The sequence below is a fragment of the Ruegeria sp. HKCCA4008 genome (assembly GCF_013033125.1).
In the GTDB taxonomy this organism is placed as follows: domain Bacteria; phylum Pseudomonadota; class Alphaproteobacteria; order Rhodobacterales; family Rhodobacteraceae; genus Ruegeria.
Genome location: NZ_WQDM01000001.1, coordinates 391806 through 408087, shown reverse-complemented (window position 1 = coordinate 408087; position 16282 = coordinate 391806). Strand labels below are relative to the sequence as shown.

The window sequence follows — 16282 nt, the reverse complement described above, 5'->3', positions numbered from 1 at the left end:
AAACCCGGAGGCAGGCGATGCTGACACAGGCGCGCAAGATGTTCTATCGCGCCCGCGGATATTATGCGGGCAATCTGAACGGCGAGCCGTTTCGTTTGGACCCGTACCATTCGAAATTCTGGCGCAAAGCCACTGCGGGCGCTTGGGAACCTGAAACATTTGCAGTTCTTGACCGGTTCCTGTCCCCTCAAAGCGACTATCTGGACATCGGCGCGTGGATTGGCCCGACGGTGCTGTATGGTGCGCGAAGGGCACGGCATGTCTGGTGTTTTGAGCCTGACCCGACCGCGTTTCGGCATCTGGCATGGAACCTTGATCTGAACGGCATTCAGAACGTTTCGGCATTCGGGGTCGCCCTGTCAGATCGATTTGGCGTGGCACGCATGGCCTCTGTGCGCGGTGAACCCGGGGATTCCACCAGTTCGCTTCTGCACGACGGGGCGCATGGGTCTGACGCGCTGACGATCGCCTGGGACCAATTCGAAAAGGCAAACGACCTGTCACGGGTATCGCTGGTCAAAATGGACATCGAAGGCGCGGAGTTCATTGTTGCCCCCACTCTGTCCGCCTGGCTGAAGGAACACCGCCCCGCCCTTCTTCTGTCTCTTCACGCACCTCTGCTTCCGGAAGACCTGAGGCACGAACGTGTCAGCGCGTTGATGGATGAACTGGGTTATTACGCAAAGCTGTCGGATGACAAGGCGCAGCCTGTAAAGGTTTCGGACTTGCTGACCGAAGACGGCCTGAACCGTTTTCACACCGTTCTCTTGCATGGGTAGAACGTCTGGCGTTTTTTCTTCGTTCACGCGAGGTCCCGCTTGCGGCATTGAGGTGTATCAGTTTGAGTGCACTTACAAAGAATCATACCCAAGTGGATAAAATGAAAAGACTTTTACCGATTGCAGTCGCCGCATTTCTTGCACAAACCGCTGCCGCAGAAACGGTTACCTATCATTGCAAGATGACCAAACAGGACGCCCATGGCTGGATTGCGCCAGAGTATGCGTTCCGGATCGACCCCGCCGCGGCTTCGGCGATGGCCGCAACGTCGTACCAGGATTGGGCCAAGGCAAAATTCAAAGACCGCGGCGCCAAAGGATATCGTATTATCTGGAACCTCGATCAAAAAATGGTTGCCGGCGGCAATGTCCGCGTTCGATATCAGGCGAACCTGAAAACATCCGACAATACGGTCGCCGTTCGCATGGCGTTCGTTCAGGGAAATTTCGCCAACAAACCTTTCGGAGTCGGCACCTGTTCGACAGTCAAGTAAGAAAAAGCCCCGGATGAACCGGGGCTTTTTGTTCAGTAGACCCCGACTTCACTGCCGGGCTGTGCTGCCACCTTGAGCAGTTTGAACACGTAATCCGCAGCGGAACGAAAGCAGACCACGCGGAAGGTCTGTTCATCATCCATCCAGAAAGCACCGGCCACCTGCGCCAGACGCGTGCGGCGGATTTGGCCAGGCTGGAATGCATCCGCCGACAAATCGACAGGTGCGACCTTGCCCAGCACCTCTCTTGCGCTGGCACCAGAGACGCTGAATACGGCGCGGGCATCCGAGACGTTGACCGCCAAAGCATGGGTGCCATTCAGGGCACCGACCATGTCGGCCAGTTTGGCTTCGACCTCGGCATAAGGCACCAGAACCAGCAACTCGTCGGTCGACATCCAAGCCACGCCGGTATCGCCGGTCACAAGCACCTGGCGCTGACCCGGCACTTTCTGACCGGTTGCATCCTTGACGGCCTTGGCCAGCACCTTGTCGGACAGGTCGCCGCGCAGGGTTATCATGCCTTGTAGGCCGCATTCCTGGACCTTGGCGATGCCGTCATAGCTGGCGTGGTTCAATGCGCTGATGGGTTCAGACATTCTGCTTCTCCCCGTCCTTGTCATAAAAGATCGGGTCCACGATCTTGGCTTTGTAGGTTTTGCCGTCGGTGCCCGGAAACTCGACAACCTCACCCATGCGGTCGGGGCCGTGTTTGATCAGCCCCATGGCGATGCCTTTGCCCAGATTGGCCGAGTAATATGTCGACGTCACACGGCCGATCATGTTGCGCTGACCGTTGGCGTTGACGCCCTCGCCCACCGCGTAAGCACCATCCGGCAGAACCGATCCGTCCACAGTCTCGAGACCGACCAGTTTCCAACGCTCAGGATCCGCCATGTGGCTGCGGGAATGAGCACGTTTGCCCAGATAATCCTCTTTCTTCTTGGACAGCGCCCAGTGTAGCCCCAGATCCTGCGGGATCACGGTGCCGTCGGTCTCGTCCCCGATCATGATAAAGCCCTTCTCGGCCCGCAGGATGTGCAGACATTCGGTTCCATACGGCATCACGCCGAACTCTTTGCCTGCCTCCATCAAGGCATCCCAGAACGCCTGACCCTGGCTGGCGGGAACAGCGATTTCATAAGACAGCTCGCCCGAGAACGAAATGCGGTAGGCCCGGCAATCGAAGCCTCCGATCTTGCCATCGCGCCATTCCATGAACGGCAGCGCCTCTTTGCTGACATCCATGCCGCCCAGCTTTTCAAGCACCTTGCGGGCATTGGGGCCGACCACGGCGACCTGCGCGTATTGCTCGGTCACGTTGGCGACATAGACTTTCCAGTCCCACCATTCGGTCTGAAGCCATTCTTCCATGTGACCATGGATACGCTCGGCCCCGCCGGTGGTGGTGTGGCACAGCCATGTGTCTTCGTCGATGCGGGCGACAACGCCGTCGTCGATCAGGAAGCCGTTTTCCGAACACATCAGGCCATAGCGGCATTTGCCGACCTTCAGCGTGGACATCATATTGGTGTACATCATGTCCAGGAACTTGCCGGCATCCGGGCCTTTGACGATCAGCTTGCCCAGCGTCGAGGCATCCAGCAGGCCAAGATTCTCGCGGGTGTTCTTGACTTCGCGATTGACCGCGTCATGCACGGATTCACCGGGGCGGACATAGGCATAGGCCCGGCGCCAGTGACCGACCGGCTCCCAGTCGGCGCCGTTCCTGTCGTGCCAGTTGTGCATCGGTGTCCAACGGATCGGCTGAAAGACCTCACCCCGGGCCTCACCGCCGATCGCACCCATCGAGATGGGTGTATAGGGCGGGCGGAAGGTGGTTGTGCCAACCTTGGGAATCTCGGATTCCAGCGCATCAGCAAGGATCGCCAATCCGTTGATGTTGCTCAACTTACCCTGATCTGTCGCCATGCCCAGCGTGGTATAGCGCTTGGTGTGTTCGACGCTTTCATACCCTTCGCGCGCGGCCAGTTGGACGTCAGAAACCTTGACGTCGTTCTGGAAATCCAGCCAGGATTTCATGCGCAATTGGACTTCTGCATTTGCCGGCATCAGCCAGACCGCTTCCATCGGCGCTTCGGCGGTTGTTTCCCCTGCGGGCGCTTTGGTGTTCTTGGGCTTGAAGCCAGCCGCCTTGGCAGCCGCCTTACCAGCGGCATGGGCGTCTGTCAAAACATCTTGCAACGCCAGAGGACCGTTGGACGCGCCAGCAGCAACAACGAACCCTTTGCCGTCGGCCCCCAGCGGCGGACGCTGAGGATCCGGCCGGAAATGCGCGTTCGCATCATCCCAGATCAGCTTGCCCCCGCAATGGGACCACATGTGCACGACCGGAGACCAGCCGCCGGACATCGCGACTGCATCCGCCTCAACCTCTTCACGCGCGCCACCAACACCTTCCTGGTTGCAGATGGCGACTTTCTTGACGCGCTTGCCGCCCTTGACCTTGGCAATGGCCTTGCCCGGATCAACGCGGATACCCAACTGGCGAGCTTCCTCTGCCAAAGGTCCGGCCGTTGCGCGTGCGTCAACAATGCGCAAAACATCCACACCTGCCTGTTTCAGGATAATCGCGGTGCGGTAAGCGTCATCATTGTTGGTGGCGACGATGACCCGATCGCCCGGAGTAACCCCCCAGTTCACGACATAGTCGCGCATGGCCGATGCCAGCATCACACCTGGAACATCGTTGCCAGCAAAGGACAATGGTCTTTCAATTGCACCCGTTGCCGTTACAATTTGCTTGGCGCGAATACGCCACAAGCGGTGGCGCGGGCCCTGCACGCCCGGCGTGTGATCCGTCAGGCGTTCGTATCCCAACACATAACCATGGTCGTAAACACCCGCTCCCATGCAGCGCGTGCGCATGATGACGTTGTCCATTGTTTCGAGTTCGGAAACCAATTGCTCCACGAACTTATCCACAGGCTCACCATCCACGGTGCCGCCGTCAACCGGAGCGCGACCGCCCCAATGCGCGGTCTGCTCGATCAGCAGGACCTTGGCACCGGATTGTGCCGCCGCCTTGGCTGCCTGCAAACCAGCCACACCGCCACCGATCACCAGAACATCGGTAAAGGCGTAGAAATGTTCATAGGTGTCGGCATCCCGGTTGTCTTTGTCGGGCGCCTTGCCCAATCCCGCCGACTGCCGGATGAACGGTTCGTAGACGTGTTTCCAGAAAGGTTTGGGGTGGATGAACGTCTTGTAGTAGAAACCGGCCGGCAGAAACCGGGCAAAGGCCGTGTTCACCGCACCGATATCATATTCAAGACTTGGCCAATGGTTCTGTGAAATCGCGGTCAAGCCGTTGAACACCTCGGTCGTCGTGGCACGCTGGTTCGGCTCGAACCGGTTGCCCTGCCCCAGGCCGACAAGCGCGTTCGGCTCTTCCGCGCCGCTGGCGACAACGCCGCGGGGACGGTGGTATTTGAACGACCGGCCAACCATCATCTGGTCATTGGCCAGCAGAGCCGAGGCAAGCGTATCCCCTTCATAGCCCTGCATCGAGGTTCCGTTGAAGGTGAATGTGACCTTTTTCGACCGGTCAATCAGCCGGCCTTGTTTTGCGAGACGGGTGCTCATTGTGCGGGCCTTTCGCATGTGGAGGCGTCAAAGCCTCCGGCGGGAGTATTTTTGAAAAGATGAAGCATCAGGAGAACTCTCTCCACGTCCAGCCGGGCCGTTTGGCAGTGATGGCATCCTTGATGTCTTGCGGCGGCTCGGTGACCTGCGCGGAATAGGTGCCGAACACTTCGAGTGTCTGCGTGCAGCGCGCGGCGTGGAACCACTTGCCGCAGCCATTGGCGTGCCGCCAGCGCTCGAAATGAACACCCTTCGGGTTTTCACGCATGAACAGATAGTCGTGGAATTCGTCATCGGACGAGCCCGGACCGAAACGCTTCAGATGCGCTTCGCCGCCGGCGGCCAATTCGGTTTCTTCGGCGTCTACGCCGCAATAGGGGCAATTCAGGATTAGCATGTTGTCATCCTTTTGGCGGTCGGTCGGCACGGGGGCCGACCTGAATTCTGTTTTCTGGCACCTTCGGGAATCCCCCTAGTGCGCCACCCCGGCGGCGACGCTTTCGTCGATGAAGCGGCCTTCCTTGAAGCGGTCCATCGAGAAGGCTTCGGTCAGCGGTGAATGGCCCGTCGCCATCAACTGTGCCATCCCCCAGCCGGAACCCGGAATCGCCTTGAAACCACCTGTGCCCCAGCCGCCATTAATAAAGCAGCCCTGCAACGGTGTTTTCGACAGGATGGGCGAACGGTCACCGGTCATGTCCACGATCCCGCCCCACTGGCGCAGCATCTTCAGGCGCGAAATCATCGGGAAGGTTTCGACCAGCGCCCGCACCGTTTCCTCGATATGGTGGAATGACCCGCGCTGCGTGAAGTTGTTGAACCCGTCGGTTCCACCGCCGATCACCATTTCGCCCTTGTCGGATTGCGACATGTAGCCGTGCACGGTGTTGGCCATCACGACCACATCCATGCAGGGTTTGATGGGCTCGGACACCAGTGCCTGCAACGCGACGGCTTCCAGCGGCAGGCGGAAGCCCGCCATCTCGGCCAACTGACCCGAATGGCCCGCGACGACGATGCCCAGCTTGTCACAATCGATGGCACCCTTGGTGGTATCGACCCCGACAACGCGACCTTTGTCCGAGCGCACACCGGTGACTTCGCATTGCTGGATGATATCCATACCCATCGCCGAACAGGCTCGCGCATAGCCCCAAGCCACTGCATCATGGCGCGCAGTGCCCCCGCGTTCCTGCCAAAGGCCGCCCAGAACCGGATACCGGGGGCCGTCCAGATTGATGATTGGCACCAGTTGCTTGACGCGCTCGGGGCCGATCCATTCCGTCTTGACACCTTGCAGCGCGTTGGCATGGGCCGTGCGCTGGTAGCCGCGGATCTCGTGCTGGGTCTGCGCCAGCATGATGACACCGCGCGGGCTGAACATGATGTTGTAGTTCAGTTCCTGGCTCAGGTCCTCGTAAAGGCTGCGCGATTTCTCGTAGATCGCCGCAGACGGGTCTTGCAGATAGTTCGAACGGATAATCGTCGTGTTGCGACCAGTATTGCCGCCGCCCAGCCAGCCTTTTTCGATAACCGCGACATTCTGGATGCCATAGTTCTTGCCAAGGTAATACGCGGTCGCCAGACCATGACCGCCAGCGCCAACGATGATGACGTCATAGCGCTTCTTGGGTTCGGGTGAGCGCCAGGCGCGCTCCCATCCGGTGTGATAGCGCAGAGCTTCCCGCGCCACAGCAAAGGCTGAATAGTGTTTCATGTGCGAATCCATCCGGTTCGGTGATTGGGCGCAGATATGCCGTGTGACGGCATTTTAACCCTGCCGTGCAACGCCGCAATATCGCACTATTGCGACATGTCGCTCATTCGCGGCCATTTGTCCCTTTTGTCGGACGCCTCACAGGTCTAAGTCAGGGCAGCATCCTCGGAGGGACCATGACGTTCTGGGTTCTGATTTTTCTTGTCGCGCTGCTGATCGCAGCTTTTCTCAGCTTTACCCTGCTGCGCAAACGCCGTGGGGATGAACCCGCGGCGGCATACGATCTGCGGGTTTATCGCGAACAGTTGGCCGGTGTGGACCGGGATCTGGCGCGCGGGGTCATTGGCGAGGCCGACGCTGAACGGGTGCGCACGGAAATTTCCCGTCGCATACTGGCCGCAGATGATCAAATGAAGAAAGAGGGTGCCGGCGCCGGGCCATCTCGTGCGGTTTCGGTGTTGTCGATCCTGGCGATCTCGTTGCTTCTGATCGGCGGAGCATTGGCGATGTATCATCGCACCGGGGCCGTGGGTTTACCTGACATGCCGCTGACCGCCCGGCTTGAACTGGCCAAGGAAGTGCGCGCCAGCCGGCCATCCCAAAGCGCCGCGGAAGAACTGGCGACCCCACCTCGACCAGCGCAGCTGGAAGAAAGCTATGCCAACCTGCTGAAGCAGTTGCGGGAAACCGTTGCGAGCCGGCCGGACGATTTGCAGGGTCAGATGTTACTGGCGCAACACGAGACGAATGCGGGCAACTTCAAGGATGGGTACACCGCGCAGCAAAAGGTGATCGAGCTGTCCGGAGACAGCGCCACGGCTGATACCTATGCGGATCTGGCTGAAATGATGATTCTGGCCGCAGGTGGGTATGTCTCACCCGAAGCGGAACAGGCGCTGATCGAAGCGCTGAACCGTGACCCCCGTCACGGCCCGGCGCGCTATTATTGGGGGCAGATGCTGGCCCAGATCGGGCGGCCGGACCTTGCCTATCGCATTTGGGTCGAAACGTTGCAGGATTCTCCCGCGGGTGCGCCCTGGGCCGAAGCAATTCGGGCTCAGATCGACGAACTTGCCTTTCGGGCCGGCGTTTTCAATGCACCGGATCTGAGCACAGCGCCCGGCCCCAGCGAGGAAGACATGGCCGCCGCCGCAGAGCTGAGCCCCGAAGAACGGCAGCAGATGATTCAGGGCATGGTGGACCAGCTGTCTGATCGGCTGGCGACAGAAGGCGGATCCCCCGAGGAATGGGCCCGCCTGATCGCCGCATTGGGCGTTCTTGGCCAGGGCCAGCGTGCCATCGATATTCGCGATGAGGCCATGGAGGTCTTTGCCGGCAATTCAGAGGCGTTGCAGATCATCGATGCGGCGGCCCTTCAAGCCGGGATCGCTCAATGATCCATGACGCTTTCGAAGAATTTGCAGCTGCGCTGCAACCGATGAGTGCCCTGATGGGGCTGGACCTTGGGGAAAAGACAATCGGCGTCGCCGTGTCCGACCGCATGCGCGGTGTCGCCAGCCCGCTGGAAACGGTACGGCGCAAGAAATTCACGCTCGATTCCGCGCGCCTGATCGAAATTGTCACCGATCGCGAGATCGGGGGCATCTTGCTGGGCCTGCCCAAGAACATGGATGGCAGCGAAGGGCCAAGATGCCAGTCAACGCGGGCATTTGCGCGCAATTTGTCCCGCCTGACCGAATTGCCCATCGGATTTTGGGACGAGCGGCTCAGCACGGTTGCGGCAGAAAAAGCACTACTTGAGGCGGATACGACACGAAAACGTCGCGGACAGGTTATTGATCACGTTGCGGCCAGTTATATCTTGCAAGGGGCGTTGGACAGGCTGCGCTTTTTGTAACGGGTCGGAGACCAGTGATGACGAATATGGTTTGGAAAAGGAATGAGGTCGAAAGCCCTTGTGTCCAGATCTGTGTCGTTCACCCGACTGAACGCATCTGTACCGGCTGCTATCGCACGATTGACGAAATCACCCGTTGGTCCAAGATGGACAGCAGCGAACGCGCCGAAATCATGGAAGATCTACCAACCAGAAAGCCGCGCCTCAGCAAACGTCGTGGCGGGCGTGCAGCGCGCATAAACGGTTCCTGAAGTCAGCCAGCCTGCTTTGGGGACGTATCCCTGTGGTCATTGGATTCGTCGCGGACCGACCAGTTTGTGTCTTGTCCGCGCAGCTCTGACTCGAACAGTGCCGCGATTTCGGATCTGCTTGTTTTTGCAGTCCCGTATTTTTTCGCTGCACGTTGGACATGCTTCGTGCTGGTCTTGTCCGCCTTGAAAACTGTCGTCTTGCGTGCCGCAAATCTTTCCATCAATAACCTAAGTGTCATCGCAAACTTCCCGCTTCCAATAACTGTGCCGCCGCGGGCCGAGTTCGAGCTCCTTAAAGGGGCCAGCTCATGAACGCATCTGTTCAACGTGAGTGGAGGCCCGCAGCGACAGGGCGTAGGTAAGGGCATTTCCGGTCAAATTTAGGGGGAAAACACACGGTTTTTGGTCCGTGTTGACCTTAAGGTCAGAAATTCCACGGAAAAACCCACCAGTTCCCTTACGTCACAATTCTGGACCGGTACGGCATCAAGACCGGTTTCAAGACATGTGGTGCGTGTCGTTCCGCGAAAAAAGCCAATCAGATTTGGTCAATTCGCGCTCAAAGGTGCTTTGTTCTGACCAGAGAACAAAGCACGCAAGCCGCCTGTTGGCTGCAATATCACAGGATGCAGGTTGAGGCGCAGAGCAGGGCCTTATCCCGCGGCCAGCCAGGTTTTAGCGTTTTCGATTTCCTCGGACGGAAAGAACTGAGTCCGTGTGCCCAATACATGACTGGCGACACGTTGTGCCATGTGCTGCCAGCTTTTGTCCCCGACGATGGCCGCGCGATCCAGTTGTCCGATGTGGCGACTGGCCAGACGAAAATGCGCTGCAAGAGCGGACAACCCCTGCCAGCCGTCAAATTCCCGCAGGTCGATCAGCAACCGAAACCCGGAGCGGTCATGCAACAAAGCGTCCAGGTCGCGCTCGGCCTGCTTGTACTCCTCGGGGTCCAGTTTTCCCAAAAGGCTGATCTGCACACATGGGCCCTCAAGATCGGTCACGTGAATGGATCCCAGCGACTCGCGCATCCAGCGCCGGGCGGCTTCAAGCTCGGCCAGTTCAAAGACCTGAACGGGGCATGGCAGGATCGGGGCGGCCAATCGGATGCTGGTTTGCACCCAGCCCTGATCGGCAACAACCGCGATCCGGTCAAACCCCCGCCAGTGGCTGAGCCCCAGCTTGGTGTCGGACCAGGCCGCGCCCAAATCATACCCCTTGAACTCTGGCTGCACGATGGTCAAAAGCCGAACGGAATCGTGTTCTGTCAGCGCTGCTTCGATTGCAGGAACCAGGACATCGGCATAGTCGGCGCTGGTGACTTGCCCCGACAACTCCACTTCTATCAATGCACCATCAGAATTCGTATGGACCGTAATCATCGGTCAAAACCTCCAAAGCCAAACAATGACAGGAGGTTACGTGGATTCGATCCATTCCGCCACACCCCCGGAGCATTCCGGGCGGAAATAGGCGATCATCCGTCCATCCGGCCCTGCGCTTGCCGTTTCCGCCCAAGGGGCAACCCCGTGCAGGCAGTGGCGGTGCAGCACGTAAGCCTCGCCCGGCTTGGCCGGCAGTTCGATTCGCGGGCAGGTTTCGAAAACCTCGCGACGGGCGGATTGGTAGATATCCGTAACATCGACTTCATGCCGACGCTCTTGTGGCGTCCCCGCAAGGGCGTGCCTGAACGCCGCGCCCAGGATATGATGGCTGCCTTCCCACAACACCATGGGCGACGCATCCGGGCTGGCCTCGGTCAGCGGTATGCCCAAAATCCAGGCGTGCGGTTCATCCACCCGGCGGCGACGATCCGGCCCCATCGGGCGCAAACCGTCCACATGGGCCGCGTCCCGATTTCTGCGATACCGCGCGGCGGCTTCGTTTTCCCCGCGACGCGGGCGTGGATATCCCGGATGCGTAACCGAGACTTGGCCTTTGTGAAGCGGCAACTGCCCGTAACGCCCTGCAATGAATGACATGGCGGTTCCGGCCAAAGGCCCCGATTGGCCAACCCTGCCCTGAGCGTCATTGGGCAACGCGTCAACACCGATGAACCACGTTCCGTCACAATCCAGCCAGTCAGCATGGGCCGGGTCCGTCACCGCGGCCCGTGCGGCAGGCAGCGCATGTCCCACCCAGGCCGCAAGCACTGGATCATACGGGAATTTCACCCAGCCCCTGACGTCAAAATCCTTCACAAACCCACCGCCTTGCGCAGCATATTGAGCGCCACCAGCGTAAGGAACACGGCGAAAACGCGCTTCAAAGGTTTCGGATCCATCGCATGGGCCAGCTTCACCCCCCAGGGCGCGGTGATCATCGTCATTGCCACGACGATACAGAAGGCCACCAGATTGACCGCCCCGATGGTCAGCGGAGGCCGGTGTTCCGGTGCGATATCCAGAAACAAAAAACCGATGACCGAGGGCACGGCGATGATCACACCAAACCCGGCGGCGGTTGCGACGGCACGGTGGATCGGCGTGTTGTAGAGGCTCATCAGCGGCACACCAAAACTACCGCCGCCGATTCCCATCAGAACCGAAAGAAACCCGACCGCGGGGGACAGGATGGCCCGCTTTACCCCACCGGGCATAACATCACCCAGCCGCCATTCCGAACGACCCAGCCCCAGATAGGCCCCGATCACCATTCCCAATATGCCGAACAGCACCTGCAAGGCTTCGGTCCGCAGGGCCGAGGCAACCAGAACTCCGATGATCGCACCGACGACGATCCCCGGCCCCCAGCCGCGCAGGATATCCCAATCCACCGCACCCTTTTTGTTGTGCGCAAGAACGGATCGGACCGATGTCACGATGATCGTGGCCAGCGACGTGGCCAGACACAGTTGCATCAACTGCGGACCGCCATAGCCAAGAGTTTGAAACGCATAGAAAAAGGCGGGCACCAAGACGATTCCACCGCCGACCCCCAGCAATCCGGCAAGCACGCCGGCCAGCGCTCCGATTGCAAGCAAAAGGCCCAGCATCTGGGCCAGCAACATCGTCTCGGGCATCGTTCCCCCTGCCGCTTAAATTTCTGCCATGGGCGCCACATGATCCAGCGCCCGCAGCATCACCTCGGGTCCGGCCCCATCCTGCACAGCCCCTTCAGACAAGGCGCGCCGCCATGCGCGGGCTCCGGGACGACCTGCGAAAAGGCCCAACATATGACGCGTGATCTGGTGCAGGCGCCCGCCATTGGCAAGGTGCCGTTCCACATAAGGCACCATATGTTGAACGATCGCGAACGGATCACGCGTCGATCCGGTACCAAAGATGCGTCGGTCAGCATCCGACAGGACATCGCCCGGCTGATGGTACGCGGCCCGGCCGATCATCACCCCATCCAGACCGGCTTCCAGATGTGCGGCTGCCTCGTCCAGCGTGTTGATGCCGCCATTGATCGATATGTGAAGATCCGAAAACTCATCCTTCATCCGATGCACAAGGTCATAGTCCAAAGGTGGGATATCCCGGTTTTCCTTGGGGCTCAGCCCTTGCAGCCACGCCTTGCGGGCATGGATTGTCACCCTTTGGCAACCTGCCGCGCTGATGTGCCCCAGAAACGCGGGCAACACATCTTCGGGCTCCTGGTCATCGACTCCGATGCGGCACTTAACGGTGACATCCACATTCACCGCTTCGCGCATGGCAGTCACGCAGTCGGCAACGCGGGCCGGGTCTTTCATCAAGACCGCGCCGAAAGTGCCGGATTGCACCCGATCCGACGGGCAGCCGCAGTTCAGATTGATTTCATCATACCCGGCCTCAGCCCCCAGTCTCGCGGCCTGCGCCAGTTCTTCCGGGTCAGAGCCGCCGAGTTGCAAAGCAATCGGGTGTTCCTGGGGAGAGTAGTCCAACAGATGCAACGCGCCGCCCCGCACGAGCGCCGGCGCCGTCACCATCTCGGTATACAGCAACGTTTCCGCGCTGAGCAGCCGATGGAAATAGCGGCAGTGGCGGTCTGTCCAGTCCATCATGGGTGCCACGCTTAAACGCGCAGACTGTGTTGCCTTGCCTGTCACAGCAACGCCTCCGTCTTGCTATGCTTCGAAATCCGATGGACTGTCAGCGGCCTTGCCCATCCGAATCAAGTCGAAAAGCCCTAACACATTCCTCTGACGACGTCCCGACGGCGACCATCAGAATTCAACTGCTTCCGATCAGACGCCATATCGACTCATCACCATCTGGACACTGCCTTCGATCGTTTCCGTCATCTCGGCTTCGCTGAGCACCCCACCCGTAAACAGCAGCGGCCAGAAGGCGCGCGCCTTGATCAGGCCAATGAATTCGCGCCCGGCCCGTTCCGGATCATCGATCCGAAGCTGCCCATCCTCGGCCGCATCTTTGAGCATGGCAATGAACGTCGCCGTCTTGTCCAGCTTGCCCTGCGCTTCCGCCGCAAGCGTCGGGTTGCGCAAGGTTTCGCTGATCACCATCCGGGCCATTGCGATAACATCAGGCCGCATCAGAATGCGCCCTTCGGCCCAGGCCAGTTCAGTCAGTTGCGAACGAATATCGCGACCTTTTTCATACCGGATTTCCAGCACTTCAGCAAAGCGGCTGGACAATTCGACCACGATGGAGCGGAACAGGTTTTCTTTACTTTCAAAGTACTTGTACAACGTACGCTTGGACACTTCGGCCCTTGCTGAAATGCGATCCATACTGGCCGCGGCAAAGCCCTTTTCCTGGAACTCGGCCACGGCAGCTTCGATGATCTGTGCGCGTTTGGACGCATTCTGTGCGCTGCATTCGTTCATGTCAGAGCTATAGACCTATTGACGTGCCCCGGTCAAACACTAGGTAAACGCAGGAGTTTACAAGGGCGAAATTATATGCCATGAGTAAACCCGCGAGTTTACCAATTGCGGAAACCAGCACCAACAGGAGACCCCCTCATCATGGCTCTTAAATTGAACCTGAACGGCGCGACCCACGAGGTTGATGCCGAACCCGGAACGCCTCTTCTCTGGGTGATCCGAGACGAACTGAAACTGACCGGCACGAAATTCGGCTGCGGCGTGGCATCCTGCGGGGCCTGCACCGTGCACGTGAATGGCGAGCCCGTCCGTTCCTGTCAGACATTCATTGAAGACGTCGAAGACGCCGAAGTCACGACCATCGAAGCTGTCGGTGACGACAAGATCGGTGCCGCGGTACAACAGGCCTGGGTCGAACTGGATGTCGTCCAGTGCGGCTATTGCCAGTCGGGCCAGGTGATGTCGGCAGTCGGGCTGTTGTCCGAGAACCCGAAACCGTCGGTCCAGGAGATTGACGAGTACATGTCCGGCAATGCCTGCCGCTGCGCCACCTATCAACGCATTCGCGCCGGCATCCAGCGCGCGTCTGAAATTCTGGAGGCCTGATCCATGACCATCAACACCTCTCGCCGTGGGTTTCTGAAAAGCGCCGCCGCTGCCGGTGCCGTCCTGCTGGTCGGCACCCGTCCGGACGGTGCGCTGGCCGCGGCCTCGTCCGAGACCGCCCAGTTCAATCCATTTGTGAAGATCGATGCCGATGGCACCGTGACCGCCATCGTCAAACATTTTGAAAAAGGTCAGGGCCCGGCGACCGGACTGCCGACGCTGATTGCCGAAGAAATCGGCCTGACCATGGACCAGATCGAATACGAGTTCGCCCCCTCGGATCCGAATGTCTACAACAACCTGCTGTTCGGCCCGTTCCAGGGCACCGGCGGTTCGACCGCGATGGCGAATTCGTGGCTGCAATACCGTCAGGCCGGTGCTGCCGCGCGCGAGATGCTGATCAACGCCGCCGCGCAAAGCTGGGGCGTGGATGCATCCGGCATCATCATCGAAGACGGCATCGTGAAGGCAGGCGACAAGTCGGCTCCGATCGCTGAGTTCGTGTCCGCTGCGTCGCAACTGGACGCTCCGGCAGAGCCACGCCTGAAGGACCCGTCCGAATTCCGTCTGATCGGAAATGAAACGGTGCGCCGCAAGGATACGGCGATCAAAAGCAACGGCCAGGCGATGTTTGCCATGGACGTTCACCTGCCCAACCAGATGATCGCCATGATCAAACGCCCCGAAGCGAAGGGCGGCATCGCGCTGGGCTTTGATGACAGCGCATCGAAAGAGGTCAAAGGCTATATCAGCGCCGCGGTTCTGCCCAATCAGGCAGGCGTCGCGGTGTACGCCGAGAACACATGGGCCGCGATTCAGGCGCGCGATGCGCTTGAGGTCGAATGGGACATGTCCGGCGCGGAAACCCGCAACTCGGACCAGATCAAGGCCGAGATCATGGCCGCGCTGGAGGCAGAGCCCACGTATAACGTCAACAAGGCGGATTTTGCCGCTGTGGCAGCCGCCATCGACGGCGCGGACAAGGTCGTCGAAAAAACGTTCTACTTCCCACTGCTGGCCCATGCCCCGATGGAACCGTTGAACTGCACCATCGAGCAGACCGCAGACGGAGACATCGTTCTGCATGACGGGGCACAAATGCCGACGGGACCTCATATGGCCTACCAGCAGATCTTTGGCCTGCCCGCCGAGAAGATCCATATCAAAACCATGCTGGCAGGCGGGTCTTTCGGGCGCCGCGCCACCCCGGATGCGGATTATCAGGTCGAGGCCGCCCTGGCCTTTGTCGTCACTGACCGCTCGCGCCCGGTGAAACTGGTCTGGACGCGCGAAGACGACATTCGCAGCGGGTATTACCGACCGGCCTTTGGCCACAAGGTCCGCGTGGGTCTGGACGCCGAAGGCAACATCGTCGGGTGGCAGCACCAGATTGCCGGCCAATCCGTGATCAAGGGCACCCCGTTCGAGGCTGTTCTGGTTCATGACGGCATCGACCACAGCTCGGTCGAAGGCGTTTCGGACAGCCCCTACAGCATCCCCGGCATGGCGGTGGGTCTGACCGACACGCCAAAGGCGACGACGGTTCTGTGGTGGCGCTCGGTCGGGCACACCCACACCGCCTATACGATGGAAACCATGATGGATCTGGTGGCCGAGGCCGCCGGTCGTGACCCGGTGGAGTTCCGTCTGGCCCATCTGTCCGACAGCAGCAACCCGGACCAGCAGCGCAAGGCAGCTGTTTTGAAGCTGGCGGCAGAAAAGGCGAACTGGGGCAATGCGCCAGAAGGCCGGTCGCAGGGGATTGCCGTTCACAAGTCCTTTGGGTCTTACGCGGCTGAAGTGGTCGAAATCTCGGGCGATCCGGAAAATGGCATCAGGATCGAAAAGGTCACCTGTGCCGTGGATTGCGGTATCGCCGTGAACCCCGATATCGTGCGCGCCCAGATGGAAGGCGGCATCGGTTATGGCATCGGCCATGTGATGCGTGACCAGATCACCCTGACAAGCGGGTCCGTGGATCAATACAACTTCCCGGATTACGAACCGCTGCGCATCGGGGATATTGCCGCAATCGACGTGCATATCGTGCCATCGGCCGAAGCGCCGACCGGCGTCGGAGAACCCGGCACGCCACCGTCGGCACCGGCTTTGGCCAATGCGATCAAGGCCCTGTCAGGTTTGCATGTGGCGCAATTGCCCATGGAAGAACATGGCGTAAGCTTCGCCTGAAAACAGC

16 protein-coding genes are annotated in these 16282 nt (G+C 59.7%); 7 read left to right on the top strand and 9 right to left on the bottom strand.

All coding sequences use genetic code 11. The features are described 5' to 3' along the window. The first annotated feature begins 17 nt into the window (after positions 1 to 17). Both GOW60_RS02020 and GOW60_RS02015 read left to right on the top strand, forming a co-directional pair. On the top strand, positions 18 to 779 hold the full coding sequence (locus tag GOW60_RS02020; protein WP_171228053.1) for an FkbM family methyltransferase: 762 nt from the start codon (positions 18 to 20) through the stop codon (positions 777 to 779). 62 nt (positions 780 to 841) lie between these two features. Continuing rightward, entirely contained in the window at positions 842 to 1273 is a 432-nt protein-coding gene (locus GOW60_RS02015; protein WP_171228052.1) for a hypothetical protein, read from the top strand. Between the two features lie 32 nt (positions 1274 to 1305). Here GOW60_RS02015 and GOW60_RS02010 read toward each other — a convergent pair whose 3' ends face one another. The 4 genes from GOW60_RS02010 to GOW60_RS01995 all read right to left on the bottom strand — a co-directional run bounded on the left by GOW60_RS02010 (position 1306) and on the right by GOW60_RS01995 (position 6596). Beyond that, the gene (locus tag GOW60_RS02010; RefSeq protein WP_171228051.1) at positions 1306 to 1872 is read right to left on the bottom strand and encodes a sarcosine oxidase subunit gamma; all 567 of its coding nucleotides are present in this window, start codon (positions 1870 to 1872) and stop codon (positions 1306 to 1308) included. After that, positions 1865 to 4879 carry a sarcosine oxidase subunit alpha family protein gene (locus GOW60_RS02005; RefSeq protein ID WP_171228050.1) on the bottom strand — a complete coding sequence of 1005 codons (3015 nt, stop codon included), beginning with the start codon at positions 4877 to 4879 and terminating at the stop codon, positions 1865 to 1867. The genes GOW60_RS02010 and GOW60_RS02005 overlap by 8 nt, the downstream gene beginning before the upstream one ends. A gap of 67 nt (positions 4880 to 4946) precedes the next feature. Continuing rightward, positions 4947 to 5276 (bottom strand): sarcosine oxidase subunit delta, encoded by a 330-nt coding sequence (locus tag GOW60_RS02000; RefSeq protein WP_152458389.1) that lies wholly within the window; start codon positions 5274 to 5276, stop codon positions 4947 to 4949. A 75-nt stretch (positions 5277 to 5351) separates the two neighbouring features. Next, a complete protein-coding gene (locus GOW60_RS01995; protein WP_171228049.1) occupies positions 5352 to 6596 on the bottom strand; it encodes a sarcosine oxidase subunit beta family protein in 1245 nt (414 codons plus the stop codon). Positions 6597 to 6772: 176 nt separating this feature from the next. Between GOW60_RS01995 and ccmI the strand changes: the two genes are divergently transcribed. Genes ccmI through GOW60_RS01980 form a run of 3 tightly spaced genes read left to right on the top strand, consistent with a single transcriptional unit; the run spans position 6773 to position 8705 of the window. Then, positions 6773 to 7993, top strand: coding sequence for a c-type cytochrome biogenesis protein CcmI (gene ccmI, locus GOW60_RS01990; protein WP_171228048.1), 1221 nt, complete (start codon positions 6773 to 6775; stop codon positions 7991 to 7993). Further along, positions 7990 to 8454: a Holliday junction resolvase RuvX gene (gene ruvX, locus GOW60_RS01985; RefSeq protein WP_152458392.1), complete on the top strand. Its 465-nt coding sequence runs from the start codon at positions 7990 to 7992 to the stop codon at positions 8452 to 8454. The genes ccmI and ruvX overlap by 4 nt, the downstream gene beginning before the upstream one ends. Positions 8455 to 8471: 17 nt before the next feature. Next, entirely contained in the window at positions 8472 to 8705 is a 234-nt protein-coding gene (locus GOW60_RS01980; protein ID WP_152458393.1) for a DUF1289 domain-containing protein, read from the top strand. Positions 8706 to 9358: 653 nt separating this feature from the next. Here GOW60_RS01980 and GOW60_RS01975 read toward each other — a convergent pair. From GOW60_RS01975 to GOW60_RS01955, 5 genes are all read right to left on the bottom strand, one after another. Next, positions 9359 to 10087 (bottom strand): STAS/SEC14 domain-containing protein, encoded by a 729-nt coding sequence (locus GOW60_RS01975; protein ID WP_171228047.1) that lies wholly within the window; start codon positions 10085 to 10087, stop codon positions 9359 to 9361. Between the two features lie 36 nt (positions 10088 to 10123). Then, a complete protein-coding gene (locus GOW60_RS01970; protein WP_171228046.1) occupies positions 10124 to 10906 on the bottom strand; it encodes a hypothetical protein in 783 nt (260 codons plus the stop codon). After that, on the bottom strand, positions 10903 to 11727 hold the full coding sequence (locus GOW60_RS01965; protein WP_171228045.1) for a sulfite exporter TauE/SafE family protein: 825 nt from the start codon (positions 11725 to 11727) through the stop codon (positions 10903 to 10905). The genes GOW60_RS01970 and GOW60_RS01965 overlap by 4 nt, the downstream gene beginning before the upstream one ends. Positions 11728 to 11742: 15 nt before the next feature. Then, positions 11743 to 12738, bottom strand: a complete 996-nt coding sequence (dusA, locus tag GOW60_RS01960) for a tRNA dihydrouridine(20/20a) synthase DusA (protein ID WP_371813318.1) — start codon at positions 12736 to 12738, stop codon at positions 11743 to 11745. Positions 12739 to 12876: 138 nt separating this feature from the next. Next, positions 12877 to 13479, bottom strand: a complete 603-nt coding sequence (locus GOW60_RS01955) for a TetR/AcrR family transcriptional regulator (RefSeq protein WP_171228043.1) — start codon at positions 13477 to 13479, stop codon at positions 12877 to 12879. A 141-nt stretch (positions 13480 to 13620) separates the two neighbouring features. Between GOW60_RS01955 and GOW60_RS01950 the strand changes: the two genes are divergently transcribed. Both GOW60_RS01950 and GOW60_RS01945 read left to right on the top strand, forming a co-directional pair. Beyond that, complete coding sequence (locus tag GOW60_RS01950; RefSeq protein ID WP_171228042.1) at positions 13621 to 14085, top strand: (2Fe-2S)-binding protein; 465 nt, start codon at positions 13621 to 13623, stop codon at positions 14083 to 14085. A gap of 3 nt (positions 14086 to 14088) precedes the next feature. Further along, positions 14089 to 16275 carry a xanthine dehydrogenase family protein molybdopterin-binding subunit gene (locus tag GOW60_RS01945; RefSeq protein ID WP_171228041.1) on the top strand — a complete coding sequence of 729 codons (2187 nt, stop codon included), beginning with the start codon at positions 14089 to 14091 and terminating at the stop codon, positions 16273 to 16275. Positions 16276 to 16282: the final 7 nt, after the last annotated feature.